This window comes from Streptomyces antimicrobicus, from assembly GCF_020532625.1.
GTDB classification, from domain to species: Bacteria; Actinomycetota; Actinomycetes; order Streptomycetales; family Streptomycetaceae; genus Streptomyces; species Streptomyces antimicrobicus.
The window spans coordinates 21,644-35,708 of sequence record NZ_JAJAUY010000058.1 but is presented as its reverse complement, the minus strand read 5'-3'; the positions used below and the strand labels follow the sequence as shown (position 1 = coordinate 35,708).

Here is a 14,065-nt window from a genome sequence, read left to right as displayed (position 1 = left end):
GGCGATCCGGGCCGCGGCGATCCGGCCGTCCGCGCACAGGGTCAGCGCCGCCGCCGCGGCGGCCTCCGGCAGTCGGCCCGGCTGGACGCCGTACTCGACGAGGGCGGCGGCCGGTTCGGCGGCCGGGAACCGCAGCCCGGTGAGGATCTCCCCGGGCCGCAGCGCCGTACGGTGCCGTCCGCGCAGGAACGCCGAGGCGCCCACGACCCGGGTGCCCCCGGGGCCGAGCAGCGTCAGCTCGGCGTCGAGCAGCACCGCGAGCAGGCACCACTCGGCGCACGGGTCGGCGTGCGCCAGGCTGCCGCCGACGGTGCCCCGGACCCGCACCGGCAGCTGCCCGATCAGCGCGGCGGCCTCGGGCAGCACCGGCAGGTCCCGGTGCAGGACGCGGTCGGTGCTGCGTTCCACGGCGGCGTGCGGGGTCAGGGCCCCGATCCGCACGCCGGAGGCGTCGGCCCGTACGCCGGACAGTCCGGGCACCCGGCCCAGGTCCACCAGCAGGTCGGGCCGCACCAGCCGCTGGTTGAGCAGCGGGATCAGGGACTGCCCGCCGGCCAGCACCCGGGCCTCGCGGCCGGCCCGGGCGGCGGCGGCCAGCTCCGCCACCGCCTCCTCGGCGGTGGCGGGACGGACGTAGGAGAAGGGCGCGGGCTTCACGGCCGGTCCACCTCGGGCACGTGGAGGTGGGTGTGGCCGTACTTGCGCATCAGGTCCGCGAGGTCGAAGTGGGCCGAGCGCTCGATGACCTTGTCCCCGCGGAAGCGGTCGATGCCCAGCGCCCCGAACGTGGCCTTGCGGCCGCTCGGCGGCAGGCCGCGGAACGGCCCGAGCTGGGTGGCCGTGCACTCCACGCGGGTGATGACGGTGTCGCCCTCGGCCCACTGCTCGACCACGGTGTCGACCATGTCGGGGAAGGCCGTACGGAAGGCCCGCACCCAGGTCCGCACGCCCTCCGGGCCGTGCAGCCCGAACTGCGGCCAGCGGAAGTCCTCGTGGAACAGCTCGTCGGCGAGGTCGAGGTCGCCGTGGGTGATGATCTGCTCGAAGAGCAGGGCGATCTTCTTCTTGCGGTACTCGGCGAGCGCGGCGGCGTCGGACGTGGCCGGTGCCGGCGGCAGGACGGAGGTGGGGGACTGCGCGGTCATGGAGGTCATGCCTTTCGGGTGGTCTGCACGGCGCCCTGCGGGACGGAGGCGGACGCGGAGGCGGCGGAGCCGGAGGCGGCGGGAGCGGCGGCCGGAGCAGGGGCGGCGGCCGGAGCGGGCGCGGCGGCCGGAGCAGGGGCGGGCGCGGCGGCCGGCCGGGGCAGTGACCGGGCGGCGGCGGCCGCCACCAGCACCAGGCCGAGCCCGATGCCCGCGACCCACCGCAGCGCGTCGGCGTACCCCTCGCTGCCGGCCCGGTCGCCCAGGACGGCGAAGAAGACGGAACCGAGCAGGGCCACGCCCACGGCGCTGGCGAACTGCTGCGCGGTGGTGAGCACCCCGGCCGCCGAGCCGGCCTGCCCGGGGCGCACCCCGGAGAGCACCGCCCCGGTGAGCGCGGGCACGGCGAGCCCGTTGCCCAGACCGATCAGCACCATGGACGGCAGCAGCCGGGCGAGGCTCAACTGTCCCGGCATCCAGACCAGTTCGACGACGAGCGCGAGCAGGCCGACCGCCGCGACCGCGATCCCGGCCAGCACGGTGCGGGCGGCCCGGGCCGGCGGGGTGCGCCGGGCGGCCATGGAGGCGGCGGCGAAGGCCAGGCCGAGCGGGGCGAAGGCGAAGCCGGCGCCGAGCGGCGACAGGCCGAGCCCGGACTGGAGCACGAGGGTGAGCGCGAACAGGAAGCTGAAGAAGGCCCCGAAGACGGCCCCGCTGATGACGAGCCCCCGGTGGAAGGAGGCCACGGTGAACAGCGACACGTCGAGCAGCGGCGTTCCGCCCTGCCGCCCGAGCCGCCGCTCCCACGCCAGGGTCCCCACCAGTACGGGCACGGACGCGGCCAGGCACAGCCACGACCACAGCGGCCACCCGCTGCGCCCGCCGAGCATCAGCGGTACGAGCGCCAGCGCGAGCCCGGCCGGGATCCCGACGGCCCCGACGGGATCGAGGCCGGTGCCCGCCCGGACCTTGGGCGGCCCGGGCACGACGGCCCGGGCGAACAGGAAGGTGAGCAGCCCGGCGGGCACGTTGACCAGGAAGATGACCCGCCATCCGCCCCCGGCGGAGGCGACCTGGAGCAGCATCCCGCCGAGCACCTGCCCGGCGACGGCGCCGACCCCGACGGTGAACCCGAACCAGGCCAGGGCCCGGGGCCGTTCGGCCGGCCCGAACACCCCGGTGATCAGCGCCAGGACCTGCGGCACCATGGCCGCACCGGTCACGCCCTGCAGCAGCCGGGCGGCGACGAGCTGGCCCGGGCTCTGCGCCAGCCCGCACAGCAGGGAGGCGGCGGTGAAGGCGAGCGTGCCGCCGAGGAACATCACCCGGTTCCCGAGCAGGTCCCCGAGCCGGCCGCCGGTGATCAGCCCGCTGGCGTAGGTGAAGGCGTACCCGGCCACGATGAGCTCGAGGGCGACGGGCCCGGCGCCGAGGTGCTGCTGCAGGGTGGGCGCGGCGACGTTGACGACGTACAGGTCGAACTGGGCCATGAAGAGGGCGGCCAGCACGACGGGGAGCATGAGCCAGCGGCGGTCGTGGAGCGCCGGGGCGGCGGAGTGGCTCATCGCCCGGCCTCCGCGGGGGCGGCGGCGACGGGCCCGGCGGCGGCGACGGCCCCGGTGGCGGCGGCCGGGACCGCGGTGGCCAGGGAGGCGGCGCTCGGGGCCCGCTCCCCCTCCAGCCGCCAGTCGATGGCGGCGTACTCGCCGGCGGCGAGCTCCAGGGCCTCCTCCACGGACCGCACGGCCGGCAGCCCGAACAGCCCGGCGATGGTCTTCAGCCGCTCGGAGCGGCTGCTCTCCTCGACGACGTGGTAGGTGACGCCGAGGTCGTCGAGCGCCCGGAGCAGCATGTCGTCGCAGAACCCCCGGAACAGCGGGTGCATCCGCCGGTGCCCGCCGGCCTTGCCGGTCGCGCCCTGGGCGGCCTTGAGGTGGACGAAGCCGTCGTAGGTCTCCTTGACGTGCTGCCGGAAGGCGTGCCCGAGCTGGTCGACGGCCTCGGCGAAGAAGTCCATGGCCGCCGAGCGCGGCGGGACCTCGGCGGGGGCCGCCGGGTCCATCCCGAACCGCACCCGCGCGGCGGCGTAGATCCACTCCTGCAACGAGGACCCGTCGGAGATCAGCCGCTCGCCGAGCCGGGCCTCGTTCTGGACCCGCCCGACGTGGCGGCGGACGGCCAGCTGCAGGTACTCGGCGGGGGTCACCTCGGCCAGTGCCTTGCCCGGAACGGCGTCCGGGAGGATCTCCCGGATGGACCGGGCCGGGGCGAAGGGGATGCCGGTGTAGTGGGAGAGGGCGGTGGCCGTGGAGGTCTTCCCCGCCGCGTACGTCCCGGAGACGGACAGGCGCATGTGCTGGCGCTCCTTGTTGATCGACTCGATTCTCGACGCGGGCCCGGGGCCGGGCTCCGGCCGGAGTGAGGGGGGCTCCGGTCGGAGCCCGGCCCCGGGGGGCCGGGCCCTACGCGGCCTTGGCCGCCGACTCGGGGGGCAGTTCGTGGGCGAAGGAGCAGCGCACGCCCACGCCGGCCAGCGCGGCCTCGATCTCCACGCTGCGCCAGACGCCCCCGCGCAGCGGCAGCAGCCGCTTCGCCAGCAGCTTGGCCCGGGCGCGCCCGGGCTCCTCGGCGCGCACCGGCAACGGCAGCGCCGTCTCCGCCGCGGTCAGCACGGTCTGCATCATCCACAGGGTGTTGGAGTTGGCCCGGCTGACCTGGTCCAGCTCGTACATGAGCACCTGGACCAGCTGGAGGTTCACCACGAACGCGTCGACCATCGACACCGACGGCTCGGTCGCCGCGTCGACGCCCCGCGCGTCCGGGCCGTCCGCCGGTCCGGCGTGGAAGTGCACGTCCGCCGTGGCGACGAGCTCCTCCATGTCGACCTCCACGTCGCGGATGACGTGGCGGCGCTTCTTGAAGCCCTCGCCGTAGAAGCGGAACCGGCCGTCGCCGAGCCCCTCGTCGAGGCTGCCGAAGTGCGCCTCGGTGGTGGCCCGTTCGCCCGTGTCGTGCTCGATCTCGCACCGCACCCGCAGCGCCCCCACCGCCCCGTCGTGGACGGACAGGTGGCGGCCCGGGACCCCCGGGACCTCCTCGGTCCGCACCAGCTTGGAGGAGGCGGGGATGCGCAGCAGGTCCTCCTGCGGCGCACCGCCGGCCCGCAGCACGATCTTCCGCAGCCGCATGGACGAGCGCGCCCCGTCCCGGAGCCCGTAGGCGTGCACCAGGTGCAGCTCGGCGAGCTGGACGCCCAGCACCAGCGCGTCCACGGTGCTCAGGTGCGGGCGCAGGTCGGTGCCGTTCTTCTTGCGGGACCAGTCGGCCGGGTAGCTGACGTCCAAGGTCGCCTGGATGCCCGGCCGTTCGGCCTCGACGGGGGTGGAGACGATGTCCCGGACCAGGTACTCGGCCCGCTGGTACCCGCGCGAGAAGAAGCGCCCCTCACCCGGGCCCAGATAGTCGTCGATCGACTTCAGGGACAGTTTCGTTGCGACGGACACGTCTCACGCACCCGCCGTCGCGCCGGCGCCGGTGGCGGCCTTCTCCAGCGCGGCCTCGTACGCGCCGACCAGCTCGCGCAGCGTCCGGATCTCCGTGATGGAGAGCTGCTCGCCGAACGGGTCCACGCCGAGCTCGGTCTCCAGCTGGATCAGCAGCTGGGCGAGCATCAGGGAGTTGACGCCGGACTTGAGCAGCTCGTCGTCCAGCGACAGCTCCTCCTCGTCCGAGCTCAGCACCACGGCCTGGATCTCGCGCTCGATGATCTCCTGGACGTTCTGGTCGTTCAGCATGTGATTCCTCCGTCGATGACCAATGACTGACCGGTGATGAAACGTGCCTGCGGGGAGGCCAGGAAGAGCACCGCGTCCGCGATCTCCTCCGCCGTGCCGAGCCGCCCCAGGGGGGTGCGGTGCTGGATCTTCTCCCGGTTGCGATCCGTGACGTCCGAGGTCAGCTCGCTGTCGAAGAAGCCCGGCGTGACCGTGTTGACCCGGATGCCGACCGGCCCCAGCTCCCGCGCGAGGGCCCGGCCGAAGCCCTCCAGGCCGGCCTTGGCCGCGGCGTAGACCCCGACCCCGCGGTAGCCGCGGATGGCGTTGATGGACGAGATGTTCACGATCGAGCCGCCGCCGCGCATCATCAGCCGCGCGCACGCCTGGGTCAGGTGCACGGGCGCCGTCAGATTGGCGGCGAGCAGGTCGTCGATCTTCTGCGGGGCGATCGTCAGGAACAGCTCCTGGTGGAGCACGCCCGCGTTGTTGACCAGCAGGTCGACCGTGCCGAAGCGTTCCTTCACGGCCTTGACGAACTGCCTGATCTGCGCCGTCTCCTGGAGGTCGACCGACTCCCAGTGGAAGGCGTCCGGGTGCGCCTGCGCCGTCGCCCCGGTGAACTCGTTGGGCTTGCGGCTGAAGGTCGCCACCCGCCAGCCCTCGGCCAGCAGCCGCTCGACGAGCACCCGCCCGAGGCCCCGGCTGCCGCCGCTGACCACCGCCGTCCGCTGCGTCACACCGCGCTCCGGATCTTCTTGAAGCGGTCGGAGTGCGTGTCCGCCTCGGTGACCTCGACCACGACCGGCACCTTGAAGGCCTCCAGCCGGCGGGCGCAGTGCTCGCGCACCGCCCGCGCGGTGGCCCGCTGGTCCTGGCAGGGTCCGGTGAGCTTGACCACGGCCTTGACCACCTGGCCGGTGACGTGGCTCGGGCGGCCCGAGACCACGGCGTCGGCGACGTAGTCCAGCTCCAGCAGGACGTTCTCGACCTCGCTGGGGTAGACCTTCTCCCCCGCGACGTTGATCAGCTCGGACTTGCGGCCCAGGATCCGGACGTACTCGCCGTCCGTCTCCACCGCGTCCTGCGTGTTGAAGAAACCCTGCTCGTCGAAGGGAGCCGGGGCGTTGAGGTAGCCGAGCATCGCCATGTCGGAGCGGATCCACAGGATCCCGTCGACGATGCGGTACGAGAAGCCCTCGCCGCCCAGCTTCACCCACAGGCTGCCGTCGTCGCGCGACTTGGTCGGCATGATGCCGAGCTCGGACAGGCCGTAGGTCTGCTTCAGCCGGACCTGGGGCAGGGCCTTGGCCAGCCGGGTCAAGGTGCCCTCGGGCATCGGCTCGGTCCCGTAGGTGACCAGCTTCAGCGAGCTGATGTCGTAGCGCTCGTAGGCCCGGGATATCAGCAGCATGTTCAAGAACGTCGGCGTGGTCGGCAGGATCTGGATGCGGCTGTTCTCGATCGCGGCGCAGACCGTGTCCGGGGTGCGCTCGTCGATGGTGACCAGCGCGCCGCCCTGGCTGAGGGTGTGCAGCAGGGTGTTGATGCCGCCGATGTGGTCCAGGCTGAGGAAGCCGAGGGTACGGGCCGGCCGGGTCGGCGGGCCGTACTTGGCGAGCACCTTGGAGAAGTCCAGGACGCTGGCCTTGCTGCGGCCGGTGGTGCCGGAGCTGAACAGGACCAGGCCCGGCACGCCGTCCGCGCGCAGCCGCTCGTACAGCTCGTGGCCGGCCTCGCGGCCGGTGATCTCCACGCTGCGCCGCCACTGCTCGGAGTCGATCGAGATGATCGTCTCGACCTCGGCGACCTCCAGGAACTCGGCGCGCTTGGCGGCCGGCAGCGGGGTCATCGGGACGACGACCGCGCCGCGCTCGATGAGCGCGAGCAGACCCGCGCAGGCCTCGACGCTGCTGACGCCTTCGATGGCGACGACCTGCCCCGCGCGGATGTCGTGGCGGTCGAGGAACTGCCCCCAGTCACCGGTCAGCCGTACGAGCTGGGCGTAGCTGTAGGCAACGCCGTTGAAGACGATGGCGTCGGCCTCGCCGAAGCTCCGCATCCGGTCGAAGAACCAGGACGTCATACGCTTTCCACCTCTTTCACCTCGTTCGTTACGGCCGCCAGCGAGCCGGTCCGGCCGGTGTGCCACAGCGGCAGGTCGAGCGCCGGCGGGACCGGCGCGGCGGGCAGCAGGGACCACCCGTGGATACGTGCGTGGGTGCGCAGGACCTTGTCCCCGCCGACGACCACGGCGGTGCCCGTGGTCCTGAGCATCGGCAGGTCGGAGATGTGGTCCCCGTAGGCGATGCAGTGCTCGGGCGTGGTGCCGTGCGCGGCGGCGACGGCCCGTACGGTCTCGGCCTTGGCGGCGGACAGCATGGGCGGCCGGTGCAGGTTGCCGGTGTAGCGGCTCCAGGCGATCTCCGGTTCGGTGCACCACACCTCGTCGGCGCCCAGGTGTTCGGCGATCGGGTCGAGCACGGCGGGGAAGGAGCCGGAGACGAAGACGATCCGGGTCCCGTCCTGCTGGTGGCGGCGCAGCGCTGCGACGCCGTGTTCGTGGAAGAAGCCGCCCGCGCGCAGCTCCTCGCGGAACCAGTCCTCGGCGAGGGCGGTGACCTCGCCGGCGTCGGCGCCTTCGAGGCTGGCGAAGTAGGCGCGGTTGGTGGCCTCGCGGGGACAGCCGACCTCGTTCATCGCCTTCAGCTCGCGGCGGCGGCTGATGTACTCGGTGGGCGGGTGACCCACCGCGGAGAGGTAGTGGCGCAGGAAGCGGAACATGCTCGGGGCCGTGGTGAGAGTGCCGTCCACGTCGAAGAATGCGGTGCGGTAGCCGTTCAACTGCGTCTCTCCCTTTCCGGGCGTGATCGGGCCGGCCTGGCGGAGCCGGGACCCGCGGGCCGGGGGCCCGGGGCCGGCGCACGACCCCTTCCCCCGCGGGGGAGGTCGAGGGAAGGGGCCGTGCGCGGGGCGTCTGGATCCGCTGGAGGATGGGAGCGGATCAGACGCGTTCGGTGACGGCCGGGGCCGGGGTGGCCGGGGCCTCGGTGGCCGCAGCCGTCACCGCGTTCGGGGCGGCGGTGCTGTCGCCCGCGGCGACCTGCGTCGCGGCCGGCTTCTTCAGGCCGAGCGTCGCGAGGAAGGTCAGGGCGATGCCCGCGGCGGTGGCCCACGTCGCGACGAGGATGCCGTCGGTCAGCTGGGCCGGGTCGGTGGTCTCGCCGCCGGCGGCGGTGGCCGCGACGGCGATCAGGACCGCGAGACCGACGGCGCCGCCGATCTGCTGGCCGGTCTGGGCGATGCCGGAGCCGATGCCCTGCTCCTCGTCGGCCACACCGGTGGTGGCGGCAGCGAACATCGCGGTGAAGATGACGCCCTGGCCGAGCGAGAGGACGATCAGCGGGACGGCGATGACCAGGTACGAGCTCTCCTGGGTCATGGTCAGGGCGAGGGCGACGGTGCCGACCAGGCCGACCGCGAGCGCGATCAGCAGGGTCTTGCGGGCGCCGAAGCTGTTCATCAGCTTCCCGGCGGCCACGGTTCCGATCAGGACGCAGCCGGAGGGGAGCAGGAAGGCGAAGCCGGTGGCCCAGGCGCTGTAGCCCTGGACGACCTGCCAGTACTGGGTGAGGAAGTAGGCGTAGGCGCCGAACGTCGCCATGAACAGGAAGGTGATCGTGGTGCCGACCGTGACGTTGCGGTTGCTGAACAGGCGCAGCGGCATCATCGGGGCGCGGGTCTTGGACTCGATGCCGATGAAGGCGGCGAACAGCACCACGGCGCCGATCAGGCTGCCGATGGTGGTGCTGGAGGCCCAGCCCACCTCGGGGCCGTTGACCAGGGTGAACACCAGCAGTGTGGAGGCCACCGTACCGATGACCGCGCCGGGGAGGTCGAAGCCCTTGGTGGAGGCCTTGGCCGTCTTCGGCAGCAGGCCGATGCCGTAGATCAGGGCCGCGGCGGCGGCGATGACGTTGACCCACATGACGGCCTGCCAGCCGAACCAGTCGGTCAGCAGACCACCGAGGATGGCGCCGAGGACCATGCCGAAGCCGCCGGCACCGCCCCAGACGGACAGGGCGCGGTTGCGCTCCTTGCCCTCGGCGAACAGGGTGACGACCAGGGACAGCGTGGCCGGCGCGAGGAACGCGCCGCCGAGGCCCTGGACCACCCGGGCCGCCACCAGCAGCCACGACTCGGTGGCCAGGCCACCGGCCACGGACGAGGCGGCGTAGAGGAAGAGGCCGAAGAGGAACATGTTCTTCCGGCCGAAGAGGTCCGTGGCGCGGCCGCCCAGCAGCAGGAAGCCGCCGAAGGCGACCGAGTAGGCCGAGATCACCCACTGCAGGTTCTGGGCGGAGAATCCGAGGTCGTTGCCGATGTCCGGCAGCGCCACGAACATGATGTTGTAGTCGATCGCGATGATCATCTGGGCGAAGGCCAGCAGGCCGAGGATCGCTCCCAGACGACGCGGCTTGGCCTGCACGCTCGTGGGCACGCCAGTTCCTTCCGGTCGGGGACGGTCAGGTGGGGGGAGGTCAGTAGCGGAAGGCGTAGGCGAGCCTGCGCGCGAAGGACTTCTTCCGCTGGGCCTCCATGTAGGAGAGGTTCGACTGGAGGTCCTCGATGTCGGCGGCGACGCGGCGCTCCGCCTCCTCGATGGCCTCGGGGATCGGGACGACGATCGGCAGGTTGAAGATCTCGACGATCTTCTCGATCCGCTCGGGGATCGGTCCGCCGACGACGCGGTACGGGATCTTGATCTCTTCCAGGGCCTCGACGAGCAGGTCGTCGGAGAGCCGGCGGAACGGCTCGGACACCGGGCGGTGGCCGTCGGCGTCCATGTCGAACTCCACCGGCAGGTGCACGTAGGCGTCGTACGAACGCTTCGCGCGGTCCTTCTGGATCTCGCCGAGGGTGTCCGTGTACTTCTGGTAGAAGCGCTTGGACGTCACGCCCATGGCCTTCTTGACGCCCTGGAACCACCACGGCATGCCGGGGTTGATGCCGACGCGCATGCGGGCCTCGAAGTACACCCACTCGTGGAAGACACCGCCGTCGGATATGAAGGCGCCGGTGCCGGACTCGTTGACCAGGCGCTCCTCGTAGCGGCGCAGGCCGAGCTTGACCAGCTCCATCGCGTTGAGCTCCATCACCGTCTTGCCGGGGACGAGGTCGACGAGGAGCTCGCGGGAGGTCTTCGCGTGGGTGCGGGGGATACCGGTCGCGATGGAGAGGGCTTCCGTGGTGGTCGACTTACCGGACGAGTAGGTGCCGGATATCGCCAGCTTGAGGTCGGGCTTGTCGGGCCACTGGGGAACCGCGAGCTGCATTTTCGTGGGACCTTTCTCTGGTGACGCGTGGATGGAGTGGGACGGAGCCGTAACCGCTTACTTGCCCTGGACCGCTTCGAGCGCCTTGTCGATGTCCACGACGGTGGGCAGACCCGTGATCTTGAGGATCTTCTCCAGGCGCATCGCCGGCGTGCCCGAGACGGTGTGGACCGGAACTCCGGTCTCTTCCAGGGCGGGCAGCAGGACCTCGTCCGAGAGGGCGCGGAAGTTCTCGTTGATCGGCGGGTTCTCCTCCGACATCGGGAATTCGATGGGGAGGTGGAAGAGCACGTCGTACGCCGTCTTCGCGTGCCGCACCGCGAGCTTGCCGATGTTGTCCGCGACGTTCTCGTACGCGGCGGTGACCTCGCTGCGGTAGCGCGAGTCGACGGAGGCCAGGGTGCCCGGCGTCGGGCCGGTGACCAGGCGGAGCTTGGCGAAGACCCACTCGTGGATCATCGAGCCGTCGCTGATGAAGCCGGCCGGGTGGGCGGCCTCGTTGAGGGTGCGCTCGGCGAAGCGCTTGACCGTGAGCTGGAGCAGCTCGCCCTCGGTCCAGTTCCAGATGTGCTTGCCCTCGCCGCCGATGGGCTCACGCATGGCGGTGCCCTGCGTGTAGGGAAGTCCGGTTACCTCGGAAAGAGCCTTGGCGAGCAGGGTCTTTCCTGATCCGTAGGCGCCGACAATGGCGATTCTCTGGGTCATGCCTCAATGGTTCCAGCAGAACCGAGCGCGCCACAGCCTTCCTTGATGGTGCCATTCCAGCACCTATTGCCGCCACCAACAGGCCACCGCGGGCGGGAAATGGCCGGGTTCTGGGCGGGTCACGGGCGGGCGCATGCGAAATTCCCGGCCCCACGAATTCTGGGGCCGGGTGGAGCGAAATCGCAAGCTAGTTGTGAATGTGGTCGCGAGTTTCTTCCAGCGGTTCCCAGCGGGCCGTTCCCGAGGTCAGGTCGAGCCGTCCGAAGACGACGTCGGCGAAGTGGTTGGCGAAGGCGACGGTGCCGGGCTCGGCGAGTTCGGCGAGCAGGGCCTGCCGGGAGGCGACGCCCTGCTCGGGCAGCGCGTCCATGGCCACCGGCCAGTCGGGCCGGGCGAACTGGGCCGGGGTGTGGAACACGTCGCCGAAGGCGATGAGCCGGCGCCCGCCCGCCCGCAGGACGTACGAGGTGTGGCCCGCGGTGTGCCCGGGGGTCACCCGGGCCGTCACGCCGGGGAAGACCTCCTCGCCGTCGGCCACGGCCCGCAGCCGTCCGCCGCTGCCGTCCGGCTGCTGCGGCCAGCCCGCCCACTCGGCGGCGGAGGCGGCGAACACCGCCGCGGTGAACGGCGTCGCGGCGCCCTGGCCCGGGCGGAAGGCCCAGCCGAAGTGGTCGTCGTGCAGGTGGCTGAACGCGATCAGCTCGACCGCGGCCGGGTCCACGCCGGTGCTCGCCAGCGCGGCCGGCAGGGCGCCGCCGACGAGGACGCCGAGCGTGGGGTGGGTGTGCGCGGCGGGGATGTCGTGCGGGCCGAAGCCGGCGTCGACGAGCATCGCGCGGCCGCGGTACTCGATCAGCAGCGCGCCGATGGAGGCGGCCAGGTAGCCCTCGGGGTCGAGCAGGCCGGCGTTCTCGCCGGCCCAGTCGGCGTCCGTGGTGCCGGGCAGCCAGCGCCGCGGGTCGAGCTGCACGAAGCCGTCGGGCAGCCAGGTGACCTTGTGCTCGCCGAGGGTCAGCGAACGCGGCGTGCGGGCCGGGGTGTTCCACGGGGTGGCCGTCGCCATGGGACCTTCCTCTTCTCTTCTTGTTCTCTTGTGCTCGGGGTGTGCGGTGGTGCCGGGGGTGCGCGGTGGTGCGGTCGCGCTCGTGCGGTGCTGCGGTCGCCTTCGTGCGGTGGTGCGGTCGCGCTCGTGCGGTGGTGCCGGGTTCCGCCGGGGGGACGGAGGAGGGACGGAGGGGGTGCGGTCGGGTGGCCGGCGCGCGGGGGTCAGACCCGGGCGCCGAGGCCGGCGAACTGTTCGGTCAGCTCGGCGGTGCCGAACTGCGGACTGAGCAGGATCACCTGCATCCCGGGCCGGCCGCTCAGGCACATCGAGACCCGGGTGAACTCCAGCTCCCCCAGCTCCGGATGGCGTACGAGCTGGGTGGCGCCGCCGCTGTCGGCGACCAGGTGCCGGGCCCAGAGCGAGGCGAACAGCGCGCTGCGCTCGCTCAGCGCGCCGACCAGGCCGGCCAGCCGGGCGTCGGCGAGCAGGTCGCCGCTCTGCACGCGGAAGGCGGCCACCGCGGCGGCCGCCTCCTGCTCCCAGTGCGGCAGCCGCTCGGGCGCCGCCGGATCCAGGAAGAGCGTCTCCAGGTAGTTGGGCCGCTCGCCGGTCAGGCCGAGCAGGCGCGTCGCGGTGGCGTTCGCAACCGTCACGTCCCAGTAGGGGTTGAGGACGTAGGCCGGGGAAGGGAGGAAGCCGTCCACGATCTGGAGCAGCAGCGGCAGGTCGTCGTCCGGGCACGCCTGCGGGCGCCCGGCCGGGGCGTACCCGGCGAGGCGCATCGCGTACAGGCGCTGGGCCTCGTCGAGCCGGAGCACCTGGGCGATGGCGCCGAGGATCTCCGGGGAGACGTTCTTGGCCCGGCCCTGCTCGATCCAGGCGTACCAGGAGGCGCCGATGCCGGCGAGCATCGCGACCTCCTCGCGGCGCAGCCCGGGCACCCGGCGGGCCGCCCCGCGGGGCAGTCCGACCTGCTGGGGGGTGACCTCGGCGCGGCGCTCGGCGAGGAAGTTGCCGAGTTCGGCGAGCTTGGGGTCCACGCGTCTCTGGGGTCGCGCGGCTGCGGCGGAGGGCGCCGGTCCGTTACGAGTCATCGTGCATCTCCTCCTCACATCCACCGGAAGCGTAGAGAATGCTCGCTCTTTTTTCTACACCATAGAGAGTACTCGCTTTGTTTTTCTGGGATGCTACATCCAGTACGACTCGGCCGGGGGGCCGGAACGACGCCGACCACCGCAAGGGGCCACACACATGACGAACCGCGAACGGGCAGGGATCAAGCAGGAGCGGGCGGGCCGCACCCGGGCCCTCCTCATCCAGGCGGCGGGCGAGGAGTTCGCCCACCGCGGGTACGCGGGCACCTCCTTGACCCGCATCAGCCGGGCGGCCATGGCCACCATCGGGGCCCTGACGTTCCACTTCCCCGCCAAGAACGAGCTGGCGGAGGCGGTCTGCGAACGCGGCAGCGAGCTGACCCGGGAGGCGGTGGACCGCATCGCCGCCGCCCCCCACTCCCCCGCCGCGGCCGTCGCCGAGATCACGCAGGCGCTGGCGGAGCTGCTGGAGCGGGAGCCGGTGGTGCAGGCGGCGGCGCGGCTCTCGCGCGAACTGCCGCTCAAGCACGACTGGTTGGAGGCCTGGGTGCCGGCGGTGCGCACGCTGCTGGCGCAGGCGCACCGCAGGGGCGAACTGGCGGAGGAGGAGGACCAGGAGCTCGCGGGCGCCCTGGTGGCGTGCGTGGTGGCGAACCTGGAGCTCTCGGTGCTGCGGGCGCACGGGGCGCCGCTCGGTGGCACGTGGGGCGTACGGGGCCGGCTGGCCGAAGTGTGGGAGGTGCTCTGGTACGGGATCGCCGGCCGGCGCACCCGGCCCCGGCCCGGACCTCGTACGTCCGGGGCGGCGACGGCCCCGACGGAGGGGTCCGACCGGGCGGACGGACCCTACGACGACCCGACGATGGCCTGAAATCAACCCTGCCGGGCAACCTCCAGGCAACCTCCGGGCGCCTGACGAATCACCACTTCTCCCTGCAGACCGCACAGTTGGCCGCGGCGACACCCG

Annotated in this window: 15 protein-coding genes; 1 reads left to right on the top strand and 14 read right to left on the bottom strand. The window is 72.5% G+C overall.

Translation table 11 applies throughout. From position 1 onward, the window contains the following. From LG632_RS16485 to LG632_RS16420, 14 genes are all read right to left on the bottom strand, one after another. Window positions 1-657 (bottom strand): FAD binding domain-containing protein (locus LG632_RS16485; protein ID WP_226728067.1); only part of this gene is annotated, 657 nt, incomplete at its 3' end. Then, complete coding sequence (locus tag LG632_RS16480) at window positions 654-1,154, bottom strand: ester cyclase (RefSeq protein ID WP_226728066.1); 501 nt, start codon at window positions 1,152-1,154, stop codon at window positions 654-656. The genes LG632_RS16485 and LG632_RS16480, both read right to left, overlap by 4 nt. Further along, entirely contained in the window at window positions 1,151-2,710 is a 1,560-nt protein-coding gene (locus LG632_RS16475) for an MFS transporter (protein ID WP_226728065.1), read from the bottom strand. Before LG632_RS16475 ends, LG632_RS16480 begins: the two co-directional genes overlap by 4 nt. Next, the gene (locus LG632_RS16470) at window positions 2,707-3,498 is read right to left on the bottom strand and encodes an AAA family ATPase (RefSeq protein WP_226728064.1); all 792 of its coding nucleotides are present in this window, start codon (window positions 3,496-3,498) and stop codon (window positions 2,707-2,709) included. Before LG632_RS16470 ends, LG632_RS16475 begins: the two co-directional genes overlap by 4 nt. A gap of 109 nt (window positions 3,499-3,607) precedes the next feature. After that, window positions 3,608-4,648 (bottom strand): AvrD family protein, encoded by a 1,041-nt coding sequence (locus tag LG632_RS16465; RefSeq protein ID WP_226728063.1) that lies wholly within the window; start codon window positions 4,646-4,648, stop codon window positions 3,608-3,610. Between the two features lie 3 nt (window positions 4,649-4,651). Further along, window positions 4,652-4,939 (bottom strand): acyl carrier protein, encoded by a 288-nt coding sequence (locus LG632_RS16460; RefSeq protein ID WP_226728062.1) that lies wholly within the window; start codon window positions 4,937-4,939, stop codon window positions 4,652-4,654. Then, window positions 4,933-5,658 carry an SDR family NAD(P)-dependent oxidoreductase gene (locus tag LG632_RS16455; RefSeq protein ID WP_226728061.1) on the bottom strand — a complete coding sequence of 242 codons (726 nt, stop codon included), beginning with the start codon at window positions 5,656-5,658 and terminating at the stop codon, window positions 4,933-4,935. Before LG632_RS16455 ends, LG632_RS16460 begins: the two co-directional genes overlap by 7 nt. Further along, window positions 5,655-7,004 carry a class I adenylate-forming enzyme family protein gene (locus LG632_RS16450; RefSeq protein ID WP_226728060.1) on the bottom strand — a complete coding sequence of 450 codons (1,350 nt, stop codon included), beginning with the start codon at window positions 7,002-7,004 and terminating at the stop codon, window positions 5,655-5,657. Before LG632_RS16450 ends, LG632_RS16455 begins: the two co-directional genes overlap by 4 nt. Beyond that, window positions 7,001-7,762 carry an HAD family hydrolase gene (locus LG632_RS16445; protein WP_226728059.1) on the bottom strand — a complete coding sequence of 254 codons (762 nt, stop codon included), beginning with the start codon at window positions 7,760-7,762 and terminating at the stop codon, window positions 7,001-7,003. Before LG632_RS16445 ends, LG632_RS16450 begins: the two co-directional genes overlap by 4 nt. A gap of 160 nt (window positions 7,763-7,922) precedes the next feature. After that, on the bottom strand, window positions 7,923-9,419 hold the full coding sequence (locus tag LG632_RS16440; protein WP_226728058.1) for an MFS transporter: 1,497 nt from the start codon (window positions 9,417-9,419) through the stop codon (window positions 7,923-7,925). A 40-nt stretch (window positions 9,420-9,459) separates the two neighbouring features. Continuing rightward, window positions 9,460-10,254, bottom strand: coding sequence for an AAA family ATPase (locus tag LG632_RS16435; RefSeq protein ID WP_226728057.1), 795 nt, complete (start codon window positions 10,252-10,254; stop codon window positions 9,460-9,462). A gap of 57 nt (window positions 10,255-10,311) precedes the next feature. After that, window positions 10,312-10,959, bottom strand: a complete 648-nt coding sequence (locus LG632_RS16430) for an AAA family ATPase (protein ID WP_226728056.1) — start codon at window positions 10,957-10,959, stop codon at window positions 10,312-10,314. Between the two features lie 187 nt (window positions 10,960-11,146). Next, window positions 11,147-12,022: an MBL fold metallo-hydrolase gene (locus LG632_RS16425; RefSeq protein WP_226728055.1), complete on the bottom strand. Its 876-nt coding sequence runs from the start codon at window positions 12,020-12,022 to the stop codon at window positions 11,147-11,149. 203 nt (window positions 12,023-12,225) lie between these two features. Next, entirely contained in the window at window positions 12,226-13,044 is an 819-nt protein-coding gene (locus LG632_RS16420) for a helix-turn-helix transcriptional regulator (protein ID WP_226728054.1), read from the bottom strand. 211 nt (window positions 13,045-13,255) lie between these two features. Between LG632_RS16420 and LG632_RS16415 the strand changes: the two genes are divergently transcribed. Then, the gene (locus LG632_RS16415) at window positions 13,256-13,969 is read left to right on the top strand and encodes a TetR family transcriptional regulator (protein ID WP_226728053.1); all 714 of its coding nucleotides are present in this window, start codon (window positions 13,256-13,258) and stop codon (window positions 13,967-13,969) included. Window positions 13,970-14,065: the final 96 nt, after the last annotated feature.

What these genes read in the sequence shown, in the direction of transcription:
- LG632_RS16480 (WP_226728066.1), bottom strand. Translation starts at nt 1,154, where the DNA reads ATGACCTCCATGACCGCGCAGTCCCCCACCTCCGTCCTGCCGCCGGCA.
- LG632_RS16475 (WP_226728065.1), bottom strand. Translation starts at nt 2,710, where the DNA reads ATGAGCCACTCCGCCGCCCCGGCGCTCCACGACCGCCGCTGGCTCATG.
- LG632_RS16470 (WP_226728064.1), bottom strand. Translation starts at nt 3,498, where the DNA reads ATGCGCCTGTCCGTCTCCGGGACGTACGCGGCGGGGAAGACCTCCACG.
- LG632_RS16460 (WP_226728062.1), bottom strand. Translation starts at nt 4,939, where the DNA reads ATGCTGAACGACCAGAACGTCCAGGAGATCATCGAGCGCGAGATCCAG.
- LG632_RS16450 (WP_226728060.1), bottom strand. Translation starts at nt 7,004, where the DNA reads ATGACGTCCTGGTTCTTCGACCGGATGCGGAGCTTCGGCGAGGCCGAC.
- LG632_RS16435 (WP_226728057.1), bottom strand. Translation starts at nt 10,254, where the DNA reads ATGCAGCTCGCGGTTCCCCAGTGGCCCGACAAGCCCGACCTCAAGCTG.
- LG632_RS16430 (WP_226728056.1), bottom strand. Translation starts at nt 10,959, where the DNA reads ATGACCCAGAGAATCGCCATTGTCGGCGCCTACGGATCAGGAAAGACC.
- LG632_RS16425 (WP_226728055.1), bottom strand. Translation starts at nt 12,022, where the DNA reads ATGGCGACGGCCACCCCGTGGAACACCCCGGCCCGCACGCCGCGTTCG.
- LG632_RS16415 (WP_226728053.1), top strand. Translation starts at nt 13,256, where the DNA reads ATGACGAACCGCGAACGGGCAGGGATCAAGCAGGAGCGGGCGGGCCGC.